We start from the raw sequence: 23,066 nt of genomic DNA on the forward strand, positions 1-23,066 counted from the left end.
TACGGGACCGGTCACGGTCGGCCAGGGCGCCGTTCACGGTCGGCTACGGCGCCGTTCACGGTCGGCCAGGGCACCGGTCCACGGCTGGCTACGGCGCCGTTCACGGTCGGCCACGGCGCTGGTCACGGCTGGCTACGGGACCGGTCACGGTCGGCCAGGGCGCCGTTCACGGTCGGCTACGGCGCCGTTCACGGTCGGCCAGGGCACCGGTCCACGGCTGGCTACGGCGCCGTTCACGGTCGGCCACGGCGCTGGTCACGGCTGGCCACGGGACCGGTCACGGTCGGCCAGGGCGCCGGTTACGGTTGGCCGCTGGTCCTTTTCGCGGGATATGTCACACATTGTTGTTTGATCCACTACGAAAGTGCTGTACGTGTAAGAGGCATGGGGATACTGCTGCGACTGCTGGTGGCTGCCGGTCTGGCCGTTGATGCCTATGTTCATTGGGCTTTTGCCCCGGACATGGGCTTCGTCGAGGGCGGGAGCATCGGCGGCGACACTCTCTTCCGCGTACAGGCGGTGGTGGCGGCGCTGGCGGCGCTGCTGATCCTGGCACTGGCCCGGCGGTGGACCTACGCGGTGGCGTTCCTGGTCGCGGTGAGCGTGCTCGGCGCGATGTTCCTTTACTACTTCCTGGACGTGGGTTCGATCGGCCCGTTCCCGGACATGTACGACCCGTCCTGGTACCGGGAGAAGACGATCGCGCTGATCGGGGAGGGCGTGGCGGCAGTCGCCGCGCTGATCGGCTTCCTGACCGGGGGCCGGCGCTGGTCCGGCCGTGCACCGGGCGAGCCGAGCGAGACCGCGACCGTCTGAGCGACCCCCGGGACGGGCAGTAGATGCCGGATAAATACTGACGCGACGGTAAGGTCGCTCTTACGATGCCCTCGTGGCTTCCCGGCGGTCCCTTCCTCCCGCGTCTCTCCTCGTCCTCGCCCTCCTGCTGGCCGGGCAGCTCAGCGCCTGCTCGGGCGGGGACTCCGGCGAGGACCGCGTCCAGATAGGGCGGGCGTCGCGCGCCGACGTGACCGAGCTGGTCGAAGCGCCCGCGAAGGTGACCGCCCGTGCGACCGCGACGCTGCGGGCACCGGCCGAGGGCACGATCGAACGGCTGTACGTGGCGGACGGCGACGAGGTCGAGAAGGGCGAGGTCCTCGCGACGATCGACTCGCCGTCCGCGCGGGAGCAGCTCGCGCGGGCCCGCGAGGCGGACGGCTCGGTCGCCGGGAGCGGTGCGGCCGTCCCGGCGGGCCTCGACCTGACCGCGTTCCAGCGCGGGACCGACCGTACGGCGAGGGACGGGTTCGCGGAGGCCAGGAAGGTGGCCGCGCAGATCCCCGACCCGGGGCGGCGGGCGAGCGTCCTCGCCGGGATCACCAAGGCGGAGGGCGAGTACCGAGCGGCGTCGCGGGCGGCCCGTGAGGCGGTGGCGCGGCTTAACGCCGGGCTCGGCAGTGTGGGGCAGGCGGTCTCGTCCATCACGGCGGCGCAGCGGGTGCAGACCCGCGCGGCGGTGCGGTCCGCCGAGCAGACCGTGCGGGCGCTGACGATCAAGGCCCCGTTCGACGGCGTGGTGGGCCTGGGCGGGCCCGCGTCGGGGGCGGGCGGGCTCGGCGGCATGCTGGAGCAGCTTCCGCAGGGCCTTCCCGGCGGTGCCACATCCCTCCCTGGAGGCGCGGCGCTCGGCGGCGGGGCGGCCAAGGACGCCGCCTCGATCGCAACAGGCGCACCCATCTCGGCAGGGGACGCGGTGGTCACGGTCACCGACGTGTCGCGGCTGTCTCTCACGGCCGACGTGGACGAGACCGACGTGCTGCGGGTCACCGAGGGCGTGCGCGCGGACGTGGAGTTCGACGCGGTCCAGGGCGGCACGTACACGGCCGAGGTGACCGGGGTAGGGGCCACGCCCTCGGAGGCCACGGGCGGCGGCGTCAGCTACAAGGTCACACTGTCTCTCGGCAACGGGACCTTGTCCGGCGGAGGGGTCGCGCCGCGTCCCAAACCCGGCATGAGCGCGGTGGTCAATCTGCGCGTCCACGAGCGGCGCGGCGTGCTGTCCGTGCCGTCGTCTGCGATTGTCAGCAGCGGCCGGGAGTCGATCGTGTGGGTCGTCGCCGGGGGACGGGCACAGCGCCGCGTGGTCGGCCTGGGCGCGCAGGGGGACACCACGGTCGAGGTCGTCCGGGGCCTGCGCGAGGGGGAGCGGATCGTCGTGCGCGGCGCGGACTCCGTCCGGCAGGGCCAGGAACTGGCGCCATGACGTGCTCATGGTCGCGGTTTCGCTGCTCCGAGCCGTGGCGCGTTGGCGCCGTGTCTTCCCTCGTTGCTCGTCCCTCGCTTCGCGGTCCAGGCAAGGAGGCGTCGTGACGTGCTCGTGGTCGCGGTCTCGCCGCCTCGGGTTGTGGCGCGTTAACGCTTTGTTTTCCCTCGTCGCTTGTCCCTGGTTTTTCAGTGCAGGCAGGGCGGTGTCGTGACGTGCTTGTGGTTGCGGTTTCGCCGCTTCGGGTTGTGGTGGTGTGGCGCTTTGTTCTCCCTCGTTGCTCGTTCCCCGTTCCTGAGTCCAGGTAAGGCGGCGTCGTGACGTGTTCATGGTCGCGGCTTCGCCGCTCCGGGTCATGGCGCTTTGACGCCTTGTCTTCCCTCGTCGCTCGTCCCTCGCTCCTCAGTCCAGACAAGGCGGCGTCGTGACCGGACCGGCGCTGGAGGCGGTGGACGTTACCCGCGCGTACACCATGGAGGGTGTCGAGGTGCAGGCGCTGCGCGGCGTGAGCCTGCGGATCGACGAGGGCGAGTTCGTGGCGATCGTGGGGCCGTCCGGGTCGGGCAAGTCCACGCTCATGCATCTGCTGGGCTGCCTGGACCGGCCCACCTCCGGCACGCTGCGGATCGGCGGCCGGGACGTGGCGCGGCTGTCGGGCAACGAGCTGGCGGAGCTGCGCAACTCCCTGATCGGGTTCGTGTTCCAGTCGTTCCACCTGCTGCCCAGGACGACCGCGCGGGAGAACGTGGCGCTTCCCCTGGTCTACCGGGGCGTGCCCCGAGCGGAACGCAGGCGCCGGGCCGTCGACGCCCTCACCTCGGTCGGGCTGGAGCATCGCGTCGGACACCGTCCCGGCCAGATGTCGGGCGGCGAGCAGCAGCGGGTGGCGATCGCGCGGGCGCTGGTCGGCGCCCCGCGGGTGGTGCTGGCGGACGAGCCCACGGGCAACCTCGACACCCGTACCGGGCACGAGGTCATGGACCTGCTCGAACGGCTCAACCGGGAGCGGGGCGTGGCCGTCGTCCTGGTCACGCACGAGCCGGACGTGGCGGAGCGGGCCCGCCGCCGCGTCCACATCCGCGACGGCCTCATCGAACGGGACGAGTCCGCATGAGGATCGGCGAGTCGCTGCGGGTGGCGCTGGAGGCGCTGCGGGTCAACCGGCTGCGCAGCGCGCTGACCATGTTCGGCGTGGTGATCGGGGTCGCGGCCGTGGTGGTGCTGGTCGCGATCGGGTCCGGGGCGCGCGACCTGGTCGAGAGCGAGATCGAGGGGCTCGGCTCCAACATCATCTTTGTGGCGCCGGGGCAGATCGGCGTCGGCTCGCCGCCGTCCATCAGCCGGATGCGGCTGGACGACGTCGCCTACCTCGGCCGGGTCGTGGGGGACGAGAGCCGCGTGGCCGCGGCCCTCAGCTCCGGCGAGACGGTGCGGGCGGGGCGGGCGGAGACCTACGCCAGCATCATGGGGGCCAACCAGAACCTGCGGAACGTGTTCGACCGGCCGCTGCGCCGCGGACGGTACCTCAGCGAGACCGATGTCGACACGCGGCGCCGGGTGGTGGTGCTCGGAGCCACGGTCGCGCGGCGGCTGTTCGGGGATGTCGACCCGATCGGGCGGCAGGTCACCATCGCGGGCGGCGCCCGGTTCCGGGTGGTCGGGGTGCTGGAGGAGGTCGGGCAGACCTTCGGGCAGGCCAGGGACGCGGAGGTGCACATCCCGGTGACCACGGCCCAGCGGCTGTTCGGCGTCACCAGGATCGACGTGCTGGCCGTCCGCGCCCCCTCCAGCGAGGCGATCCCGCGGTTGCAGCGCGACATCGTGGACGCGCTTCAGACCCGCTACCAGGGCGAGCGCTTCACGGCGATCACCCAGACCCAGTTGCTCGGCACCATCGGCACCGTGCTGAGCGCGCTCACCGGGGTGCTGGCCGCCATCGCCGCGATCTCGCTGCTGGTGGGCGGTGTCGGGGTCTCCAACATCATGCTGGTGGGGGTGCGCGAGCGGACCCGCGAGATCGGCCTGCGCAAGGCCCTGGGCGCCCGCCAGCGGGACATCCTCGCCCAGTTCCTGGCGGAGGCGGTGATGCTGACGACGCTGGGCGGTCTGGCCGGGATCGCGCTCGGCGCGGGCGCGTCGGTGCTGATCTCGGCGCTGTCGCCGGTGCCGGCCACGATCACCTGGTGGTCTCCGGTGCTGGCGTTCGTGGTCTCCGCGGCGGTCGGGGTGTTCTTCGGCGTCATGCCGGCCCGCCGGGCGGGACGCCTGGACCCGGTGGTCGCGCTCCGTACCGAGTGACCGTCCGGACCGTGCCTGGCGAGGGGCTTCCGCGGGGCCGCGGCCGTCCGCCCGGCGACCCCGCGGAAGCGCCTCAGGCTCAGGCCGCCTCGCTCTCCGCGTCCTGTGCGCCCCGGACGAGGGAGCGGACGAAGCGGGACGTCTCGTCCATCGCCGCGCTCGCCTCGGGCAGGACGCGGTGGAACATCTGGAAGACGTGCATCTGGCCCTTCCACACCTGGAGCCGGCAGTCGCAGCCCGCCGCGTCCAGCGCCTCGGCGAGGGCCTCCGCCTCGGACTTGAGCACCTCCGCCCCGCCCACCTGGATCAGGAACGGGGGCGTGTCCGTCCAGGAGCAGTTCAGCAGCGCCAGGCGGGGGTCGTCCGCGTCCGCCTGGCCGACGACGAGCCGGGCCACGCGCCGCGCCGAGTGGGGGCTGATGTACGGGTCCCGCGCGGCCCGCTGCGCTTGGCTGGCCAGTTCGCAGGTCAGATCGACCCAGGGGGAGTACAGGACCGTCCCGGCGGGGCGCGGCAGGCCCGTCCGGCAGATCTCGCCGGTCAGGGACGCGGCCAGGTGCCCGCCCGCGGAGTCGCCCGCGATGACGATGCCGTCCGCGGGGATGCCCTGGTCCATCAGCCAGTGGTACGCGGCCAGGGCGTCCTCCAGCGCGGCCGGGAAGGGGTGCTCGGGCGCCAGCCGGTAGCGCGGCGCGTAGACGGGGAGGCCGGTGCCCTGCGCCAGCCTGCACGTGATCGGCCGGTGCGTGCGGGGCGAGCAGACCACGTAGCCGCCGCCGTGCAGGTAGAGGACGGCACCGGCGGGCGGCTTCCCGCTCTTCTCGGCGTCCCGGGCGATGATCCATTCGCCGTGGGTCGCGGGCCGTCCGCCGGCCTCCGGCTCGTCCACCGAGCGGACCCTGACCCCCAGGGTCGGCGGCATCAGCCGGGCCGCCAGGTCCATGGTGGAACGGGCGGTGCGGATGCCGATCGTGTATCCGGGCACGTAGTGGACGAAGGGCCGCACGCCGAACCGGATCGCCCCCGTCACCGCCAGGCTGCGGAGGCTGGGGGCGCGTTCGCAGGCGTTCTCCGGTTCCATAGCGCCCCCATCCCCCGTTTCCGGTGTGTTACCTCTATGCCCGTTTTTCGCTGATAGTTCACTCGGCAACGGCTTTGGGGGACAACTATGCGTCTGTGGGGTTTCGCCACTGTGACCCAGGCCACGCGGCAGGTTTCGGGCAGGTGACGGTAGCGTGTGCCCATGAGCGGCACCCCGTCCCAGGAAACCCCGGCCGGCTGCGGGCTGGAGGTCCTGTGGGACGACCGGCTCATCACCTACGACTTCGGGTCCGGCCACCCCCTCAACCCGGTCCGGGTCGAGCTGACCATGGCGCTGGCCCGCGAGTTCGGCCTGCTCGACCGGCCGAACGTCCGGGTCGTCCCGTTCGAGACGGCCGACGACAAGCTGCTCGGGCTCGTCCACGACGAGGGCTACATCGCGGCCGTCAAACGCTGCGGCGAGACCGGACTGCCCGATCCGCGGCACGGCATCGGCAGCACCGACAACCCGGTGTTCCTGGGCATGCACGACGCGTCCGCGCTGGTCGCAGGGGCATCGGTCGCCGCCGCCCGCGCCGTCTGGACCGGCGGGTCCGAGCATGCCGCCAACATCGCCGGCGGCCTGCACCACGCCCTCGCCGACGCGGCCAGCGGGTTCTGCGTCTACAACGACCCGGCGATCGCGATCGCCTGGCTGCTGGACAACGGGGCCGAGCGGGTCGCGTACGTGGACGTCGACGTCCACCACGGCGACGGCGTCCAGGCGGCGTTCTACGACGACCCGCGGGTGCTGACGATCAGCCTGCACGAGTCGCCGCGGACGCTGTTCCCCGGCACGGGGTTCCCCGGCGAGACCGGTGGGACGGGAGCCGAGGGCACCGCGGTGAACGTCGCGCTCCCGCCCGGCACCGGCGACGGCCAATGGCTGCGCGCGTTCGACGCGATCGTGCCGCCGCTGCTGGAGGCGTTCCGGCCGGAGATCCTGGTCACCCAGCACGGGTGCGACAGCCACTCCCTGGACCCGCTCGCCCACCTGACCCTCAGCGTGGACGGCCAGCGCACGGCGTACGCGAAACTGCACCGGCTGGCGCACCGGCTGGCCGGCGGGCGGTGGCTGGTGACGGGCGGCGGCGGATACGAACTGGTCCAGGTGGTGCCGAGGGCCTGGACGCACCTGCTCGCCGAGGCCGCGGGCGGTCCCATCGACCCGGAGACCGCCACGCCCGATCCGTGGCGCGCGTTCGTACGCGAGCGCACCGAGGAGGTCGCGCCGCGCCGGATGACCGACGGCACGGCCGAGGTGCCGGTGGCGTCCTGGGCGGACGGCATCGACCCCGCGAGCCCGCTCGACCAGGCGGTGCTGGCGACCCGGCGCGCGGTGTTCCCCGAGCACGGCCTCGACCCCATGACGGACAGCTGATGGCGTCCAGCGCACCGTCCAGCGGACCGAGCCGGGCCGAGCTGCGCCGGCACCTGGTCCGCACGATGATCGCCGGCGATGTGGCGACGCCGCGCCAGAACAACCTGCTGCACTACCGGCGGATGGCGGCGCGCAACCCTTACTACATGTTCGGGCTCGACCTCAAGCCCACCTGGACGGAACGGGACGTCCTGGAGGTCATGGTGGAGCGCTGCGGCGTCAACCCCGACCCCAGGCACGTCTACGGCGACGACACCATCGACCCCGACCTGACCATCGACGCCCTGGAGGCCATGGGCGAGCGGATCGGGGAGGCCGCGCGGAGGCGCGAGACCGTGGTCCTGGCGACGGGGCACCCGGCCACCCTGAGCCCGGTCTACGAGGCGGTCGCCCATGCCCTGCGGGAGGCGGGCTGCCGCATCCCCACCCCCGCCGCCGGCTGGTCGTACGAGGCCGAGACCGTCTACGGGGTCGCCAAGATGCGGCGGATCGTCTACTCGCCCGGCGGCGTGGCGATGCTGGAGGGACGGTCGGGGCGCACCCACCACACCCACGACCCGTTTCCGATGGAGGCGATGCTGGCCGAGCTCGCAGCCGAATCAGGCGATTGGCCGGATCTGGCCATTGCCGACCATGGCTGGGCCGGCGCCGCCGGGGAGGCGGGCATCGACACCGTGGGGTTCGCTGACTGTAACGATCCCGCGCTGTTCGTCGGCGCCGCCGAAGGCAAGATCGATGTGGTGGTCCCGCTGGACGACGGCGTGTCGCCGCCCCACTACGCGCCTCTGACCGCCTACATCCTGGACCGCGCCGGTCTGGCCTGACCGTCCCGGGCCGCGCCGCCCGCCGCCCACGACCCTGCCGTGGCGTTCCGCCACCCCTGACCCAGCGCCGTCCGGTCACTCAATGTGACGCAGGAGTCATCGCGGGACCGCAGGGTGCGCCGGAACGCCCATCAACGCTTGAGTCGCAGGTCATCGGGTGGTTTTGGGCGATGGTCACGCGCCGGGCCACGCTGCGTGCCGCCACGCCCACGTTGCGTTCGCAATAACACTGTGGCGGCAGGGAAAGGGTGAGGGTACGTAAATGGGTGGAACCCCCCTCTTGCGACTACCGATACACGATTTACGCTGGGGGAAGAACACGTGCGTGATCAAAGTCACCCAAAGGGCCGGTGCGCGGCACGTGTGGAAGAGGGCGTCCGATGAGCTCAGGCGAGCGACCTCTGAGTGAGGTCAGGTTCCTGACCGTGGCCGAAGTGGCCTCGGTGATGCGGGTGTCCAAGATGACCGTCTACCGTCTCGTCCACTCGGGCGAGCTTCCCGCCATCCGCGTGGGGCGCTCGTTCCGGGTCCCCGAGCAGGCCGTCCACGACTATCTGCGCGAAGCCTTCATCGAAGCCGGATAGCGGGGTAAGGCGAGGCCATGACCCATGACCTCGCCGGCAGCCGGGAACCGAGGGACGACGACCGGTCGGCGGCCATCAGGCAGCCGGGTCCGGTGTCCGGGGAGCCGGGGCATCGCCGATGCCGTAGGCGACCTGGGCACCGGAAAGGGGGCCTGCGCGCGGCAGGCCGGAACCGGACGGTCCAGGTGCGGACGGACCTGTGCCGGTGCTTCAGCCTGAGCGGACCTCGGGCGTCGTCGCGAACGCGCTCCCCCATAGGTGAGGAGCGCTGCTCGCGCCTGCAAACTTGGGCGGTACGCTTGGGCCTCGGCCCGTGCGTAGTGGTGCGTGATCCCTCGCCGGGCGAATCCCGTCGTCACCCGATTCACCTAGCGAGGTCTAGTGGGCTCTGTCATCAAGAAGCGCCGCAAGCGGATGGCCAAGAAGAAGCACCGCAAGCTTCTGAAGAAGACGCGCATCCAGCGCCGCAACAAGAAGTAAACGTCCTGGCCACTCACCCGTAAGGGGTGGAGCGCACAGTGTCGTCCATGCCCTCGACCGCGGCCCGTGTCGTGCTCGTCACGGGCGTGTCCCGGCTCATCGGGGCCCGGGTCGCGACCGCCCTCCAGGCGGACCCGGGCATCGAGCGCGTCATCGGCGTGGACACCGTCCCGCCCACGGCGCCGCTCGGACGCACCGAGTTCGTGCGCGTGGACGTCCGCAGGCCGAGCATCGCCAAGGTGATCGCCTCGGCACGGGTGGACACCGTGATCCACCTGAACCTGGTGACCTCGCCCTCCGCACCGCGGTCCAAGGTGAAGGAGGTCAACGTCATCGGGACCATGCAGCTGCTGGCGGCCTGCCAGCGCTCCCCGGACGTGCGCAAGCTCGTCGTGCGGTCCTCGGCCGCCGTGTACGGGTCGTCCCCCATGGACCCGGCGGTGTTCACGGAGGAGGACGAGCCGGTGGAGCCGCCCACGTCCGGGTACGCCAAGGACGCGGTCGAGGTCGAGGGGTACGTGCGCGGGCTGCAACGGCGCCGTTCCGACCTGGTGGTCTCGGTGCTGCGCTTCGCGAACCTGCTCGGCCCCGGCGTGGACTCGCCGCTGACGCGCTACCTGCGCATGCCCGTCGTCCCGACCGTGCTGGGCTTCGATCCCCGGCTACAGTTCCTGCACGAGGACGACGGGACCGAGGTGCTGCGCCGGATGACGGTTGAGGACCACCCCGGCTGCTACAACGTCGCCGGCGACGGCGTGATGCTGCTGTCGCAGGTGCTGCGGCGGGCCGGGCGGTCGCAACTGCCGCTGCCGTCCCGGTCCATGTCGGTGGTCGGGGACCTGGGGCGCCGGTTCGCCGGGATGTCGGGCTTCTCCCCCGAGCTGCTGCGCTGGCTGACCTACGGCCGGGTGGTGGACACCGGGCGGCTGGTGTCGGAGCTGTCCTGGCGTCCCAAGTACGGAACCGAGGCGGCCCTGGCCGACTTCGTCTCGTCCCAGGGACTCGGCCCCGGGATGCCGCTCCAGCTCATCGACCGGCTCACCGACGCACTGCACCGCGGCTGACGGAGGCACCCGATGAACGCCCACAACGAAGATCGCTTCGACGCGGGCGCCAAGGTGATCCCGCTCAAGCGAGAGCGCGAGGACAAGGCGCGCGAGGACAAGGCGCGCGAGGACAAGGCGCGCGACGAGCGGGAGCGCGGCGAACGGGAGCCGGGGCGCTCGCCGCTGGGACCCCTGGAACGCAGGCTCACCTCGGGCCTGGCCTTCCTGCGCCGCCGGCTGGCGGGCGAGTACGAGGTGGACGAGTTCGGCTTCGACCCCGAGTTCAACAGCACGTTCCTGCTCCCGGCGGCCCGCGCGCTGTACGAGCGCTGGTTCCGCGTGGAGCTGTCCGGCCTGGAGAACCTGCCCGCGGAGGGCGGGGCGCTGATCGTCGCCAACCACTCCGGGACGGTCCCCATGGACGGGATCATGCTGTCGGTCGCCGTCCACGACCATCTGCACCGCGACCTGCGGCTGCTCGGAGCCGACCTGATCTACCAGGTGCCGCTGCTCGGCCACCTGTCCCGCAAGGCCGGGCACACCCTGGCCTGCCGGGCGGACGCGAGGCGCCTGCTGGGCAAGGGCGAGCTGGTGGGGGTCTTCCCGGAAGGCTTCAAGGGCGTGGGGAAGCCGTTCAACGAGCGCTACCGCCTTCAGCGCTTCGGCCGTGGCGGCTTCGTCGGGACGGCGCTGCGCGCGGACGTCCCCATCATCCCGTGCGCGATCGTCGGAGCCGAGGAGATCTATCCCAAGATCGCCGATCTGCGCCCGCTGGCCCGGTTGCTCGGCCTGCCCTACTTCCCGATCACGCCGACGTTCCCGCTGCTCGGCCCGGCCGGGCTGATCCCGCTGCCGTCGAAGTGGATGATCCGGTTCGGTGAGCCGATGCCGCTGGACGACCACGACGCGAGCACCGCCGACGACCCGATGACGGTCTTCGAGATCACCGACCATGTGCGCGAGGTCGTCCAGCAGATGCTCTACGACACGCTGCTGCGCCGGGGCCCCGCCTTCCTCTGACCTCCGGTACGGCCTTCGGTACGGCTCGGGCCACTCGCCGGGCGCGGTCCATCGGACGGGTTGACAGGGGCGTTTCCGGCGCCTCAGCCAGGGGGCAGAAGCGTGACGCCGTAGCGGGCGGCCTCGGCCGCGATCGCCTCCACGTCGGGAGTGGTGGGCTCGGGCGGCCCGTCGCCGCGGGCGGGCTCGCCCACGGCGGCGAAGAACTTCTCGAACCCCGCGGGGTTGAGCATCACCAGAAGGCGGGCCTCGTCGGTCCGGACGTGCAGGCTGTGCGGGATGCCCCGGGGCAGGAACATCAGCTCTCCCGGCCCGGCGCTGAGCGTGGTGTCGTCGCCGAGGGTGGCCGCGAGCCGCCCCTCCAGGACGTAGAACGCCTCGTCCTCGTTGGCGTGCACGTGCCGGGGCGGTTCACCGGCGGGGGTGATGCGCTGCTCCAGGACCGCGAGCCGACCCCCGGTGTCCTCGGCCGTGGTGACGAACCGCATCCAGCTGTTGATCATCCAGATCCGGTCGCCCGCGCGACCGGCGACGCCCTCGGTCATGATGCGGCCCCCTCCCGCTGCGGGGACCGTACCACCTATGAGCCGGCCGCGCGGATGCGGCGCACCGCTTAGGCGGACGTCCCGGTGGCGGAGGCCAGGCCGGGGGGCGCCGCCGCGAGGGCCTGCCGGATCGCCTCTATCAGGGCCAGCGCGGATTCCTCGGTGAGTTCGACCGCGGCGCGCGCCGACGGGCCTTCGGACGGGTTGGTGAAGTCGATGTTCACCGTGTGCTCGTGGCAGGCGTGGAAGGGATGGTCGACATAGACGGTCCCGGCCGTCACCGTGAACCAGCCGGCGGCCCCCTTGGCGGCGCCGTCGAGCTCCACTCGCTGGGTCTGGTAGGTGCACATGTCGCCCTCCTCAGGCGGCGGTCAGATGACGGCCGAAGAAGTCGAAGATCTTCTTCCAGCCGTCCACGGCGGCCTTGGGCCGGTAAGACGGCCGGTCGGTGGCGAAGAACGCGTGCCCGGCGTCCGGGTAGCTGTGGAACTCGTGCTCCTTGCCCAGCCGGTTCAGCTCGGCGTCCAGCGCCGCGACCTCGTCCGGCGACGGAAACCGGTCCTCGTCTCCGAACAGGCCGAGCACCGGGCACGACAGGTCCGGCATCTTCGGCACCAGCGAGAGCCCCTTGAACGGCGCGTCCGGCGGTGACTCGTTGTAGACGAAGGCGCCGTAGCAGTCCACGGCGGCGTCGATCCGCAGCGAGCACGCGACCAGGAAGCTCTGCCGCCCGCCCGAGCAGTACCCGATCGTGCCGATCCTGCCGTTGGCGTGGTCGAGCGAGTTGAGGTACTCGGCGGCGCCGGCGACGTCCGCGACCACCTGCTCGTCCGGGACCCCGCCCCGCGCGCGGACGGCGGCGGCCTGGTCGTCCGGGCTCACGCCGGCGCCCTCGCGCGAGTACAGGTTCGGGCAGACCGCCGCGTACCCGTGCGCGGCGAACCTGCGGGTGATCTCCTTGGTCGCGGCGTCGTACCCGGGCAGATGGTGGATCACCACGACCCCGCCGCGCGGAGCGTCGCCGAGGGGCCGCGCCAGGTACGCCTCCAGCTCGGCGCCGCCGCCCCCGGTGATGCCGACCGTCCCGGCCCACATCGCATCGTTCATCTGCGCACCTCCGTCCTCGGTACGCCGATCATGCCAGTCCGCCGAGGCTCCGTGGAGGGCACGCCCTGACCACGGCGACCATGACATCGCCGCGAAGCGGCTGGTCCCGGGGCTGCTAACCTCCATGGCCGGACAGCCCTGCTGGTGATGGTGCCCGCCCCCCGCCGCCATGGCCGGGATGGTCGTGCCCGGCATCGGACCGGCCTCACCGTGAACACCGGCATGGTCCTGATCTAGACCGTGTCCCACCGGCGGAGCCCGGGACCGTCGGCGCGCCATGGAACCTGGCCCACGCCCCCATCGCGGCCTCGGTCCCGCGCGTCCCGGCCCCCTCGCTCCCCTTCGGCCTCCGGCGGGACACGCAGGAAAGGAAGGACATATGAGGAAGATCATCGTTTCGGAGTTCATGACCCTGGACGGCGTCATGGAGAGGCCCGGCGAGCTGGGCTGGGCGTTCCGGTTCGACCGCGGCGACGAGGGCCACACGTTCAAGTCCGAGGAGGTCACCTCGGCGGGCGCGCTGCTGCTGGGCCGCACGACCTACGAGGGCTTCGCCGACGCCTGGCCGTCGCGGACCGGGGAGTTCGCCGACGCGATGAACTCGATGCCGAAGTACGTGGTGTCCGGCACGCTGAAGGACCCGACGTGGAACAACACGACCGTGATCTCGCTGGACGACGTGGCCGAGCTGAAGCGGCGGCCCGGCGGGGACATCCTGGTCAACGGCAGTGCCATGCTGGTGCGGGCGCTGGCCCGGCGCGGCCTGGTGGACGAGTACCGCCTGATGGTCTACCCGATCCTGCTCGGGAAGGGGCAGCGGCTGTTCGAGGAGGGCGACCCGGAGACGGCGCTGCGGCTGGTGGAGGCCCGGCCGGTCGGTGACGACGGGGTCGTGGTGCTCACCTACCGCCCCCGCTACCACACGGTGACCTCGGCGGACGGCACGTCCATCGCCTACGAGCGCATCGGTGCAGGACCCGTGGTCATCGTCGTCCAGGGCGCGTTCTCCACCCGCCAGGACCCCCTCATGACCGGCATCGTCGAAGCGCTGGCCACCGGCCACACCGTCGTCAACTACGACCGGCGCGGCCGTGGCGACAGCGGCGACACCGCGCCCTACGCCGTCCAGCGGGAGATCGAGGATCTGGCGGCCCTGGTGGAGGCGGCCGGTGGCGAGGCGATGGTGTTCGGTGGCTCCTCCGGCGGCGCGCTGGCGCTGGAGGCGGCGGCCGCGGGCGTCCCGATCACCAAGCTGGCCGTGTTCGAGCCCCCGTACGTCACCGACCCCGGCCGCTCGCTCCCTTCCGCCGAGGAACTCGGCGCGCTGGTCGAGGAGGGGCGGCGCGGCGACGCGGTGGAGCTGTTCCTCACCAAGGGCGCCGAGATGCCGCCGGAGGCGGTGGCGGGCATGAAGGGCCAGCCTTTCTGGCCGCAGATGGAGGCCGTCGCGCACACCCTCGCCTACGAGGCCGCCGTCGTAGGCGGCGGCCCGGTTCCGGAACGGCTGTCCAAGGTGGCCGTCCCGACGCTGGTGCTGGCGGGCTCGGCCAGCACCGAGCGGATGCGCACGGCCGCCCAGGCGGTCACCGACCGGCTTCCCGACGCCCGCCTCCAATGGTTGGAAGGCCAGGCGCACGGCCAGGTCGACCCGGCCTCCATGGGGAAGGCGGTGAGTGAGTACTTCTCCGAGTGAGGGGGAACGCGTGGCGCACCTCCCGCCAGGGGGTGCGCCACTGTCGTCGTTCTAGGTGCGGTAGTGCTTGCGGAGGGCCACGCCCGCGGCGACGCCGCCCGCGAGGGCGCCGGCGCCGGCGGCGACGGGAAGCGCGACCATGGTGACCTTGCGCCCTGTACGGAAGTCGTGGATGGGCCAGCCGTGCTCCTTGGCGTGGTCGCGCAGGGCCGAGTCCGGATTGACGGCGTGGGGGTGGCCGACGGCGGTCAGCATGGGCAGGTCGTTGACCGAGTCGCTGTACGCGGAGCAGCGGCTCAGATCCAGGCCCTCGCGCTGTGCCAGCGCCCGTACCGCCTCGGCCTTGGCGGGGCCGTGCAGCAGGTTGCCGACCAGGCGTCCGGTGTAGACGCCGTCGCTGGCCTCGGCGACCGTGCCGAGGGCGCCGGTGAGGCCGAGACGGCGGGCGATGGTGCGGGCGACCTCCACCGGGGTGGCGGTGACCAGCCACACCTGCTGGCCCGCCTCCAGGTGCTGGAGCGCGAGCGACCGGGTGCCGTGCCAGATCCGGTCGGCCATCACGTCGTCGTAGATCTCCTCGCTCAGCCGGACGAGGTCGTCCACCCGCTGCCCGGCGACGAACGCGAGCGCGGCCTCGCGGGCGCTGTGGATGTGCTCGGCGTTCTCCGCGCCGCGCACCCGGAACGCGGCCTGGCCCCAGGCGAACATGGCCAGATCGCGCATCGTGAACAGCTTGCGGGCGGCCAGGCCGCGGGCGAAGTAGTAGATCGAGGCGCCGCGCATCATCGTGTTGTCCACGTCGAAGAACGCCGCCGCCGTGGGGTCGGGCTCCGGCATCGGGACGGGCTCCGCCGCCGCCGCGGCGGCGGCCTCACCCGCGCTCTTGTGATCCTCGTCCTTGGCCCGTTGCCAGAATCGCCGCATGCCCCGCAGCCTAGTCGGCGGGTGACCAGTCGACCGGATCGGCGGTTCCGCGCGCCCGTCCCGGCTCGTGCGCTCCCGCCCGGTTCGCCACGGCCGCCGCCAGCAGCCGTTCGCGCAGATCGGCGCGGAAGCCGGGATCGGGCCCGGCGCCGCGCACCTGGAGGCGCTCCAGCGTGCTCACGCCCCCGGCGACCTTGCTCCGCCTCATCCTCATGGCAGCCCCCCACTAGGAATGCGGTTGCCCCCCAAAACGACGGTGGGCACGCGGGGTTACGGCCGAAGCCGTGTCGGATTACTTGAGAATCTCACACGCTCATCAGGTCGGGTGGCAGCATCCGGCCAAGCGAGCGCACCGCCCGGTACTGCAACGCCTTGATGGCACCCGTCTTCTTGCCCATGATCAGCGCCGTCTCGGCGACCGACAGGCCGTGCAGGAACCGCAGCACCACGCACTCCTGCTGCTCGGATCCCAGGCGCCGGACGGCCTCCAGCAGGGCGCGGTGGGTCATCGCGTCCAGCACCACCCGCTCGGGCCCCTCCTCGGCCCGGCCGCCCTCCAGCAGCTCGTCCGTGCAGATCTCCAGCCGGTACCGGCCGGACTTGAAGTGGTCGGCGACCAGGTTGCGGGCGATCGTCACCAGCCACGCGCCGAAGTCCCTGCCCTGCCAGCTGAACGAGGGCATGCGGCGCAGCGCGCGCAGGAACGTCTCACTGGTCAGGTCCTCGGTGAGCGGATGGGAGCCGACGCGGTAGTAGACGTACCGGTAGACGAGGTCCACGTAGTGGTCGTAGAGGCCGCCGAACGCCTCGGCGTCGCCGTCACGGGCGCGCAGGACCAGTTCCCTCAGCGCGTCCTCGTGCGCGTCGGCGCGGCGGCGCCCAAGGCCCAGGCCCAGGTTGCGGGGGAGAGCGCGCTGCAAGGGCAGCGGGAGCGCCGGAGAGGGCACCGCCACGTGTGCGTCGAGAGCCAGGCTGCTCATGCAGTCCTCCTCGGAACGGCGCGACCTCCGGCGTGCGTTGCCACTGTAAATACTCGCGGGTACGCCGGGCAATGGTCGCTTTCACAGCGCGGGGCCGCGGGCGATCGGGATGCCTCCGGTGAACGCGGCTCGCGCATGCGTGAGCACGGTTACCGGGATGGGCGGTGGATCGGGCACCATGGGGGGCGCCATGGTCTCAGCTCTTCTCGCGCTGATCGCGACCCTCGGCTGCGTGGCGGCCACCGGGTTGCTGGTGAAGCGCGCCTCCAAGGAGCGGCTGCTCTACCTGATCGCCTGGTCGGTGACCCAGGTGGGCCTGTCGCTGGCGCTGATCTCGATGGCGCTGGGCTTCCTCCTCGGCTTCAACGGCCTGTTCTTCCGGGTCATGGAGATGGGCGCGGCGCTGCTCGGGCCGATGTGGCTGGCGCTCGGCATGATCGAGCTGATCGCCCGTCCCGTCCAGGTGCGGTTCGGCGCCTGGCTCTACGCCGTCTCCTACAGCGTGGTGGCGGTGGTGATCCTCCTGGTGGACCCGACCAGGGGCACGTTCACCACGTCGCTGCCCAAGCCGGGCAAGACCTATGACGCGCTGCCGCTGCTGCTGATCGACGGCGCCCATGTGGTCGCCGTGATCGCGCTGGTGGCCTGCCTGGCGGTGACCGCGCTGCTGGCGGGCCGGCGCGACCGGGAGGCCGGCGAGCTGCTGATCCCGATCGCGCTGGTGGCGCTGGCCGGGGTGCTGGTGGTGAGCGGCACCCGCGGGTTCCTGCCGGGCCCGCTCGCGGTGATCGCGCTGGGCGGCGCCGCCGGGCTTGTCTGGTACGGGGCGATGCGCACGATCCCGGTGTACGACGAGGACGCGGGGTACGACGAGGATCGTTATGGCGACGATCGCTATGGCGACGACCGTTATGGCGACGCGCCCGCAACGGGGTACGAGGAGCAGCCCTACGCCGACCAGGGCCAGCAGTCCTACGCGGCGCCACCACCGTCCCAGGGGAGGAGAAGGAGCAGGCGAGGGGAGCTGCGTTTCCCCGAACCGGCCGAGGAGCCGCTGCCGCCCCTGGCCGAGCCCGCGGCGGCGACCGTCAACGACGACCTCAGGGCCATGATCCCCGAGCCTTCGCCGCCGGGCGCCGCGCCCGGCATGCCGGGCATGCCGGGAGGGGTCGACCTGTCCGCCGCGTGCGGGCAGATCACCGTCTACACCCTGCTGGACGGGCGCGAGGAGGCGTTCGACCGGCAGGCCGAGGAGCTGGTGCAGGCCGCCCGCACCAGCGAGCCGGACACGCTGATCTTCACCTGCCACGAGGTGGTGAACGCGCCCACGCAGCGGATCTTCTACCAGCTGTTCCGCGACCAGGCCGCGTTCGCCGCGCACCAGCGCCAGCCGTACCTGCGCCGGTTCCTGGCCGAGTCGCGGACGCACGTACTGGCCACCAACGTCATCGAGCTCAAGTTGGGATCGGCCAAGCTGCCCCCGGCGGTCAACCCCGTGAGCCCGGGACGATGAGCCGGACACCGAGCCGGATGCCGAGCCCGGACGAGGTGCTGATCACCCTGTACGGCAAGCCGGGCTGCCACCTGTGCGAGGACGCCCGCGCGGTGATCGAGCGGGTCGCGGCGGACCTGGGCGTGCGCTGGGAGGAGCGGGACATCACCCGGTCGGAGGAGGACACCCGGCGCTACTGGGAGCAGATCCCCGTCACGCTGATCAACGGGGTGCAGCACGACTTCTGGCGGGTGGACGAGTCCAGGCTGAGGGCGGCGATCGGGGAATTGCTCGGCCGCGCCCGGTAATTCCGCGACTATTTGCCATGTCTTGTCCGTCACATCGGCGGGCCGCCGAGCCGCCCTTCCATGCCCCGTCGAACGCCGCGAAGCCCCAGGTGAGGCGGGGTTTCGTCGGATCGGGTCCGGGCGGCGCCCAATCCGTTCGCGGGGGGCCGACTTTGTGCGTCTATTCACAAAGGCTAATCTGAGAGGCAGCCCTGGAGGCCACGACCGAGGCCGGACGACCCCGATCGCGCGCGACCGGGGCGAGGGGTTCCCGGGCCCCGCCCCGAAGTGCCCAGCGTCGAGCCCCCGAAGAGCAGGCCGTGACACCTCGACAGAACCGCAACCGCGATCGCGCCGACCGTGGCATCCCCGAGGCCACCGTCGCGCGGCTGCCGGTCTACCTGCGCGCCCTGCACAGCCTGCAGGAACGTGGGGTGGCCACCGTCTCCTCCGAGGAGCTGGCGTCGGCCGCCGGGGTCAACTCCGCCAAGCTCCGCAAGGACCTGTCCCATCTCGGGTCGTACGGCACCCGCGGGGTCGGCTACGAGGTCGAGTACCTCGTGTACCAGATATCCCGTGAGCTGGGACTCACCCAAGATTGGGTAGTCGCCATCATCGGGGTAGGTAACCTGGGCCGGGCACTGGCAGGCTATGGGGGGTTCGCCTCCCGTGGCTTCCGCGTGGCGGGCCTGCTGGACGCCGACGACGCGATCGTCGGGCAGGAGATCTCCGGGATGACGGTGGAGCACATCGACCGGCTGGAGGACCTGATCGCCGAGCGGGGCGTGTCGATCGCCGTGATCGCCACGCCCGCCGCGGCGGCGCAGGGGGTCTGTGACCGGGTGGTCGCGGCGGGGGTCACCAGCGTGCTCAACTTCGCGCCGGTGGTCCTGTCGGTGCCCGACGGCGTGGACGTGCGCAAGGTCGATCTGTCCATCGAGCTGCAGATCCTGGCGTTCCACGAGCAGCGCAAGGCCGGTGGACCCGGCGACCACGACCCGCGGGCCGGGGAGGGCCCGCCGGGGACGACGCAGTACGTGGAGGCTGTGCAGAGGTGAGTGGCGGCGGCGGGAGCGGATCATCATGAGCGTGTTGGTCGTGGGGCTGAGCCATCGCAGCGCCCCGGTGGCGATGCTGGAGCGCGCGGCGGTCACCGGGGACGACCTGGTCAAGCTGCTGCACGAGGTGCATGACGGCGTCCACGTGGGCGAGGCCGCGATCGTCTCGACCTGCAACCGGGTCGAGGTGTACGCGGTCGTCGACAAGTTCCACGGCGGCGTGTCGGCCATCTCCGATCTGCTGTCGCGGCATTCGGGCATCCCGCTCGACGACCTCGCCCGCCATCTCTACGTCCACTACGAGGACCGCGCCGTCCAGCACGCGTTCTCGGTGGCGTGCGGGCTGGAGTCGATGGTCGTCGGGGAGGGGCAGATCCTCGGGCAGCTCCGGCAGGCGTTCCGGCTGGCGCAGGAGCGCGGCACGCTCGGCCGCGTGCTGCACGACGTCCTGCAACACGCCCTGCGGGTCGGCAAGCGCGCGCACCACGAGACCGGCATCGACAAGGCGGGGGCCTCGCTGGTCTCCGTCGGCCTGGACGTGGCCGCCGCGCATCTGGGGCCGCTCGACCGGGTCCGCGCGCTGGTCGTCGGGGCCGGGTCGATGAGCGGACTGGCCGTGGCGACGCTGTCCCGGGCCGGTGCCCGCGAGATCGTCGTGGCCAACCGCACCTATGACCGCGCCGTCCGGCTGGCGGAGTCGGCGTCCGTGCCCGCCCGCGCCGTGGAGCTGTGGACGGTGGACGCCGAGCTGGCCGACGCCGACCTGATCGTCTCCTGCACCGGGGCGGGCGGGCTCGTGCTGACCGCCGAGCAGCTCGCGGCCCGGGGCGTGGGCGGGGACGGGCGGCGCCGCTTCTTCCTCGACCTCGCGCTGCCGCACGACATCGACCGGTCCGTCCGCGACCTTCCCGGCGTGGAGCTGGCGGGCCTGGACGATCTGCGCACCGCGCAGGAGGCGGCGGACGCGATCGGGCCGGAGGCGGTGGAGGCCGTCCGCCGGATCGTCATGGACGAGGTGGCGGCGTTCCTGGACGCGGCCCGCGCCGCGTCGGTCGCCCCGACCGTGGTGGCGCTGCGCAGCAAGGCCGCCGAGGTCGTGGACGCCGAGCTGGCCCGGCTGTCCGGGCGGCTGCCCGAGCTGGACGAGCGGGCGCGCAAGGAGATCGCCCAGACCGTGCGGCGCGTCGTCGACAAGCTGCTGCACGCGCCGACCGTACGGGTCAAGGAGCTGGCCTCCGCCCCGGGCGGCGACACCTACGCCGAGGCCCTCCGCGAGCTCTTCGATCTCGACCCGAAGGCCCCCGAGGCCGTCCAGCGCGCCGACATCCACGGCGATGCCGCCGGGTCGTCGTCCCGGAAGGGGACGGCCGACATGAACAGGGAGGCGCGGTGACCGCGCTCAAGCTGGGGACGCGCAAGAGCCTGATGGCGACCACGCAGTCGCAGGGCGTCGCCGACGCCCTGACCCGCCTCACCGGCCGGGCCGTCGAGCTGGTCGGGATCACGACCGAGGGCGATGTCTCCAAGGCGCAGCTCGCCCAGATGGGCGGCACCGGCGTGTTCGTCAGCGCGCTGCGCGACCATCTGCTCTCCGGCGACATCGACTTCGCGGTCCACTCGCTCAAGGACCTCCCCACCGGTCCGGCCGAGGGCATCACGCTGGCCGCGACGCCCCGCCGCGACGACCCGCGCGACGCGCTATGCTCCGCGCCCCTGCCTTCGCCCCACCCCCCGGGCGGTCTTCCGAAGCTGGCCGACCTGCCGCGCGCCGCCCGCGTCGGCACCGGCTCGCCGCGCCGCGTGGCGCAACTGAAGGCGTTGCGTTCCGACCTGGAGGTGGTGCCGATCCGCGGCAACGCCGACACCCGGCTGCGCAAGGTCACCGGCGGTGAGCTCGACGCGGTGGTGCTCGCGTACGCGGGCCTGCGCCGGATCGGCCGGATGGACGACGTCGCCGAGATCTTCGAGCCCGACCAGATGCTGCCCGCGCCCGGCCAGGGCTCGCTGGCCGTGGAGTGCCGCAGCGACCGGGCCGACCTCCGCGAGCTGCTGGCCACGGTGGACGACCCCGCCACCAGGGCGGCCGTCACCGCGGAACGCACCGTACTCGCCGTGCTGGAGGCGGGCTGCTCGGCGCCCGTGGGCGCCTACGCCGCCGTCCAGGACCACGGCCGGGAAGAACAGGAGCTGCACCTGACGGCCGCCGTCGTCGCTCACGACGGCGCCCGGCAGATCAGGCTGTCCGCAAGCGGCCATCCCGGCGACGCGGAGCGGATCGGGCGGGGGCTCGCCGCCGACCTGCTCGCCCTGGGCGCCGATCAGTTGATGGGGGAGCGAGAGTGAGCCCCGCTAAGCAGACCTCCGCGAAGTACGGCACGGCCAAGCCGCTGCCGGCCAAGCCGGTGTCACGGGAGTTCCCGGGCGTCGCGCTGGTCGGCATGGGCCCGGGGGATCCCGGGCTGCTGACGTTGCGCGCCGCCGAGGCGCTGCGGAAGGCCGACCTGGTCATCGCCGACCGGGCCGGGTGCCCGCCGGAGATCCTGGCGCACTGCCGCGAGGACGCCGAGATCGTCGACACCGCCGAGGGCGGGCACCTCGAACTCGCCGTGCGGGCCGCGAAGGCCGGCCGGTACGTCGTCCGGCTGTTCCGCGGCGACCCCGGCCTGGCCTGCGACCTCGCGGGCGAGGGCGGTGGGCTGGAGAAGGCCGGCGTCCCGTTCCAGGTGATCCCGGGCGTGTCCGCGGTGACCGGGGTGCCCGGGTACGCGGGCATCCCGCTGACCGACGCCGACCACCGCGAGGTCCGGATCGTCGACATCGGCGAGGGCGGCGTCGACTGGGACCGGTTCTCCTCGCCGGACGCCACCCTGGTCGTCCTGGGCGCGGAGAACACCGTCGCCGAGGTCGCCAAGGGGCTGATCGCGGCGGGCCGTCCCGACACCACGCCCGCCGCGATGACCACCCTGGGCACCACCACCGAGCAGGAGACGGTGGTCTCCACGCTGCAGCGGCTCGCCGCCGACACCAAGGGCATGGAGGCCCCGGCGATGATCATCGTCGGGGACGTGGTGACCTGGCGGGACCGGCTGGCCTGGTTCGAGACCAAGCCGCTGTTCGGCTGGCGGGTGCTGGTGCCGCGCACCAAGGAGCAGGCCGCGTCGCTGTCGGAGCAGCTCCGCGAGTACGGCGCCGTGCCCGAGGAGGTCCCCACCATCTCGGTGGAGCCGCCGCGCACCCCGCAGCAGATGGAACGTGCCGTGAAGGGCCTGGTCACCGGACGGTACGAGTGGGTGGTCTTCACCTCCACCAACGCCGTGCGGGCCGTCCGCGAGAAGTTCTCCGACTACGGCCTGGACGCCCGCGCGTTCGCCGGGCTCAAGGTCGCGGCCGTGGGCGAACAGACGTCCCGGGCGCTGGTGGAGTTCGGCGTGCAGCCCGACCTGGTGCCGACCGGGCAGCAGTCCAGCGAGGGCCTGCTGGAGGTCTGGCCGCCCTACGACGAGGACCTGGACCCGATCAACCGGATCCTGCTGCCGCGCGCCGACATCGCCACCGACACCCTCATCGCCGGGCTGACCGACCTCGGCTGGGAGTGCGAGGACGTGACCGCGTACCGGACGGTGCGGGCCGCGCCGCCGCCCGCGCCGATCCGCGAGGCGATCAAGGGCGGCGGGTTCGACGCGGTGCTGTTCACCTCGTCCTCCACGGTCAAGAACCTGATCGGGATCGCCGGCAAGCCGCACAACGTCACGGTGATCGCCTGCATCGGCCCGCAGACCGCCAAGACGGCCGAGGAATACGGGCTGCGGGTCGATGTGCTGTCAGAGAAACCGTCGGTGTCGGCGCTCGCCGAGGCGCTGGCGGAGTACGGTGCCAGGCGGAGGGCCACGCAGATCGAGAACGGCGACCCGCTGCGCAAGCCGAGCCAGATGCGCCGGGGCGCCCGCCGCCGCAGGTGACCCGCCGTGGCGGGTGAGCCACGGCGGCCCAGCAACGAGAGAGGACGC

The 23,066-nt window shown here is 72.4% G+C and carries 24 protein-coding genes; 17 read left to right on the forward strand and 7 right to left on the reverse strand.

All coding sequences use genetic code 11. From position 1 onward, the window contains the following. Positions 1-462: 462 nt before the first annotated feature. The 4 genes from QSK21_RS19110 (at position 463) to QSK21_RS19125 (ending at position 4,558) form a co-directional block, all read left to right on the forward strand. On the forward strand, positions 463-816 hold the full coding sequence (locus QSK21_RS19110) for a hypothetical protein (RefSeq protein WP_285697522.1): 354 nt from the start codon (positions 463-465) through the stop codon (positions 814-816). Positions 817-889: 73 nt separating this feature from the next. Beyond that, positions 890-2,260: an efflux RND transporter periplasmic adaptor subunit gene (locus QSK21_RS19115; protein WP_285697524.1), complete on the forward strand. Its 1,371-nt coding sequence runs from the start codon at positions 890-892 to the stop codon at positions 2,258-2,260. 424 nt (positions 2,261-2,684) lie between these two features. After that, a complete protein-coding gene (locus QSK21_RS19120) occupies positions 2,685-3,374 on the forward strand; it encodes an ABC transporter ATP-binding protein (RefSeq protein ID WP_352231296.1) in 690 nt (229 codons plus the stop codon). Then, positions 3,371-4,558 carry an ABC transporter permease gene (locus tag QSK21_RS19125; RefSeq protein WP_285697527.1) on the forward strand — a complete coding sequence of 396 codons (1,188 nt, stop codon included), beginning with the start codon at positions 3,371-3,373 and terminating at the stop codon, positions 4,556-4,558. Before QSK21_RS19120 ends, QSK21_RS19125 begins: the two co-directional genes overlap by 4 nt. Before the next feature lie 79 nt (positions 4,559-4,637). Here the strand turns inward: QSK21_RS19125 and QSK21_RS19130 are convergent, their stop codons facing one another. Continuing rightward, positions 4,638-5,639 (reverse strand): alpha/beta hydrolase, encoded by a 1,002-nt coding sequence (locus QSK21_RS19130; RefSeq protein WP_285697531.1) that lies wholly within the window; start codon positions 5,637-5,639, stop codon positions 4,638-4,640. A 162-nt stretch (positions 5,640-5,801) separates the two neighbouring features. Between QSK21_RS19130 and QSK21_RS19135 the strand changes: the two genes are divergently transcribed. The 6 genes from QSK21_RS19135 (at position 5,802) to QSK21_RS19160 (ending at position 10,973) form a co-directional block, all read left to right on the forward strand. Beyond that, positions 5,802-7,019: an acetoin utilization protein AcuC gene (locus QSK21_RS19135; RefSeq protein WP_285697532.1), complete on the forward strand. Its 1,218-nt coding sequence runs from the start codon at positions 5,802-5,804 to the stop codon at positions 7,017-7,019. Continuing rightward, complete coding sequence (locus QSK21_RS19140; RefSeq protein WP_285697535.1) at positions 7,019-7,843, forward strand: phosphatase; 825 nt, start codon at positions 7,019-7,021, stop codon at positions 7,841-7,843. Before QSK21_RS19135 ends, QSK21_RS19140 begins: the two co-directional genes overlap by 1 nt. A gap of 380 nt (positions 7,844-8,223) precedes the next feature. Next, a complete protein-coding gene (locus QSK21_RS19145) occupies positions 8,224-8,427 on the forward strand; it encodes a helix-turn-helix domain-containing protein (protein WP_197009276.1) in 204 nt (67 codons plus the stop codon). A 381-nt stretch (positions 8,428-8,808) separates the two neighbouring features. Further along, positions 8,809-8,907 (forward strand): 30S ribosomal protein bS22, encoded by a 99-nt coding sequence (locus QSK21_RS19150; RefSeq protein WP_018654693.1) that lies wholly within the window; start codon positions 8,809-8,811, stop codon positions 8,905-8,907. A 47-nt stretch (positions 8,908-8,954) separates the two neighbouring features. Beyond that, a complete protein-coding gene (locus tag QSK21_RS19155) occupies positions 8,955-9,971 on the forward strand; it encodes an NAD-dependent epimerase/dehydratase family protein (RefSeq protein WP_285697538.1) in 1,017 nt (338 codons plus the stop codon). A gap of 12 nt (positions 9,972-9,983) precedes the next feature. Beyond that, positions 9,984-10,973 carry a lysophospholipid acyltransferase family protein gene (locus tag QSK21_RS19160; RefSeq protein ID WP_285697539.1) on the forward strand — a complete coding sequence of 330 codons (990 nt, stop codon included), beginning with the start codon at positions 9,984-9,986 and terminating at the stop codon, positions 10,971-10,973. An 83-nt stretch (positions 10,974-11,056) separates the two neighbouring features. On the opposite strand, the gene QSK21_RS19165 is transcribed toward QSK21_RS19160, so the two are convergent. From QSK21_RS19165 to QSK21_RS19175, 3 genes are all read right to left on the reverse strand, one after another. Then, positions 11,057-11,518 carry a cupin domain-containing protein gene (locus QSK21_RS19165; RefSeq protein ID WP_285697542.1) on the reverse strand — a complete coding sequence of 154 codons (462 nt, stop codon included), beginning with the start codon at positions 11,516-11,518 and terminating at the stop codon, positions 11,057-11,059. A 68-nt stretch (positions 11,519-11,586) separates the two neighbouring features. Further along, entirely contained in the window at positions 11,587-11,868 is a 282-nt protein-coding gene (locus QSK21_RS19170) for a DUF6295 family protein (RefSeq protein WP_285697544.1), read from the reverse strand. A gap of 10 nt (positions 11,869-11,878) precedes the next feature. Beyond that, positions 11,879-12,625: a dienelactone hydrolase family protein gene (locus QSK21_RS19175; RefSeq protein WP_285697545.1), complete on the reverse strand. Its 747-nt coding sequence runs from the start codon at positions 12,623-12,625 to the stop codon at positions 11,879-11,881. Between the two features lie 379 nt (positions 12,626-13,004). On the opposite strand from QSK21_RS19175, the gene QSK21_RS19180 reads away from it, so the two are divergent. Next, positions 13,005-14,318: an alpha/beta fold hydrolase gene (locus QSK21_RS19180; protein ID WP_285697547.1), complete on the forward strand. Its 1,314-nt coding sequence runs from the start codon at positions 13,005-13,007 to the stop codon at positions 14,316-14,318. 51 nt (positions 14,319-14,369) lie between these two features. Here the strand turns inward: QSK21_RS19180 and QSK21_RS19185 are convergent, their stop codons facing one another. The 3 genes from QSK21_RS19185 to QSK21_RS19195 form a co-directional block, all read right to left on the reverse strand. Further along, complete coding sequence (locus QSK21_RS19185; RefSeq protein ID WP_285697549.1) at positions 14,370-15,242, reverse strand: HAD family hydrolase; 873 nt, start codon at positions 15,240-15,242, stop codon at positions 14,370-14,372. Positions 15,243-15,252: 10 nt separating this feature from the next. Further along, the gene (locus QSK21_RS19190) at positions 15,253-15,456 is read right to left on the reverse strand and encodes a hypothetical protein (RefSeq protein WP_285697550.1); all 204 of its coding nucleotides are present in this window, start codon (positions 15,454-15,456) and stop codon (positions 15,253-15,255) included. 91 nt (positions 15,457-15,547) lie between these two features. Beyond that, on the reverse strand, positions 15,548-16,222 hold the full coding sequence (locus QSK21_RS19195) for a sigma-70 family RNA polymerase sigma factor (RefSeq protein WP_285697551.1): 675 nt from the start codon (positions 16,220-16,222) through the stop codon (positions 15,548-15,550). A gap of 190 nt (positions 16,223-16,412) precedes the next feature. On the opposite strand from QSK21_RS19195, the gene QSK21_RS19200 reads away from it, so the two are divergent. The 6 genes from QSK21_RS19200 (at position 16,413) to QSK21_RS19225 (ending at position 23,018) form a co-directional block, all read left to right on the forward strand. Continuing rightward, entirely contained in the window at positions 16,413-17,735 is a 1,323-nt protein-coding gene (locus tag QSK21_RS19200; RefSeq protein WP_285697553.1) for a putative quinol monooxygenase, read from the forward strand. Continuing rightward, the gene (locus tag QSK21_RS19205; protein WP_285697555.1) at positions 17,732-18,022 is read left to right on the forward strand and encodes a glutaredoxin family protein; all 291 of its coding nucleotides are present in this window, start codon (positions 17,732-17,734) and stop codon (positions 18,020-18,022) included. Before QSK21_RS19200 ends, QSK21_RS19205 begins: the two co-directional genes overlap by 4 nt. Before the next feature lie 299 nt (positions 18,023-18,321). After that, positions 18,322-19,059 (forward strand): redox-sensing transcriptional repressor Rex, encoded by a 738-nt coding sequence (locus QSK21_RS19210; RefSeq protein ID WP_285697558.1) that lies wholly within the window; start codon positions 18,322-18,324, stop codon positions 19,057-19,059. Between the two features lie 25 nt (positions 19,060-19,084). Next, complete coding sequence (locus QSK21_RS19215) at positions 19,085-20,452, forward strand: glutamyl-tRNA reductase (RefSeq protein WP_285697559.1); 1,368 nt, start codon at positions 19,085-19,087, stop codon at positions 20,450-20,452. 32 nt (positions 20,453-20,484) lie between these two features. Next, a complete protein-coding gene (gene hemC / locus QSK21_RS19220) occupies positions 20,485-21,402 on the forward strand; it encodes a hydroxymethylbilane synthase (protein WP_502871577.1) in 918 nt (305 codons plus the stop codon). After that, entirely contained in the window at positions 21,399-23,018 is a 1,620-nt protein-coding gene (locus QSK21_RS19225) for a bifunctional uroporphyrinogen-III C-methyltransferase/uroporphyrinogen-III synthase (RefSeq protein ID WP_502871574.1), read from the forward strand. Before hemC ends, QSK21_RS19225 begins: the two co-directional genes overlap by 4 nt. Positions 23,019-23,066: the final 48 nt, after the last annotated feature.

It is taken from the genome of Actinomadura sp. NBRC 104412 (genome assembly GCF_030269515.1).
GTDB lineage: Bacteria > Actinomycetota > Actinomycetes > Streptosporangiales > Streptosporangiaceae > Spirillospora.